The sequence below is a fragment of the Ferrovum sp. genome, from assembly GCF_027317285.1.
Lineage (GTDB): Bacteria > Pseudomonadota > Gammaproteobacteria > Burkholderiales > Ferrovaceae > Ferrovum.
Genome location: NZ_DAHVHV010000158.1, coordinates 1 through 575 on the forward strand (window position 1 = coordinate 1; position 575 = coordinate 575).

2 protein-coding genes and 1 pseudogene are annotated in these 575 nt (G+C 50.6%); 2 read left to right on the forward strand and 1 reads right to left on the reverse strand.

Annotated features, from left to right (window positions below):
* Positions 1 to 83: DUF8602 domain-containing protein (locus M6F29_RS12615; RefSeq protein ID WP_524537737.1), on the reverse strand; the 83-nt coding region annotated here is incomplete at its 3' end.
* A 107-nt stretch (positions 84 to 190) separates the two neighbouring features.
* On the opposite strand from M6F29_RS12615, the gene M6F29_RS12080 reads away from it, so the two are divergent.
* Entirely contained in the window at positions 191 to 391 is a 201-nt protein-coding gene (locus tag M6F29_RS12080; RefSeq protein WP_298160277.1) for a hypothetical protein, read from the forward strand.
* A gap of 22 nt (positions 392 to 413) precedes the next feature.
* Positions 414 to 575, forward strand: a pseudogene (locus M6F29_RS12620) (DUF3489 domain-containing protein); the annotation flags it as partial.

Below are 575 nucleotides of genomic sequence, written 5' to 3' on the forward strand. Positions count from 1 at the left end.
AGGTGTTGATCGCAATAGCCTGGATTGCTTACCAATTGACGGCAGTTTGGGTAACGGCAAGGAGTCGGTGCGCGCTGTGCCATGAGTTCTCAAAAAGATTGAAGAAATGATGCTGTTTGTGCTTGGCTTTGATGTGGAACAGAGCGTAAATGTCATCACCGTCAATTAATCAACACAGGAAGCCACGAAAATGAAAACCCAACCCGATGCCCTTGCTACCTACATCACTAAATCCGCTGCAATCCAAACCAGGATTCAGAAACTCCAGCAACTGGCAGCCGATCATTTTGGCAACGACCCCGATGCCATCCATTGGGGTCATGTGGGCGACCTGGATCGGGTGCAAACACTTTTAGACGAACTGCTCGCCATGTTTGGCAGCAACGAATAACCGATAACTCTTACAGGAGATCATCATGAAAACAGAACTCACCCCCGCTCAACATGCCATCCTGGCTCATGCCATTCACAACACCGATGGCAAGATCGCCTGGTTTCCGGACAACATCAAGGGCGGAGCGCGCAAAAAGGTGCTTGAAGGATTGTTCAACCGCGCCCTCATCACTCCGCTGGGC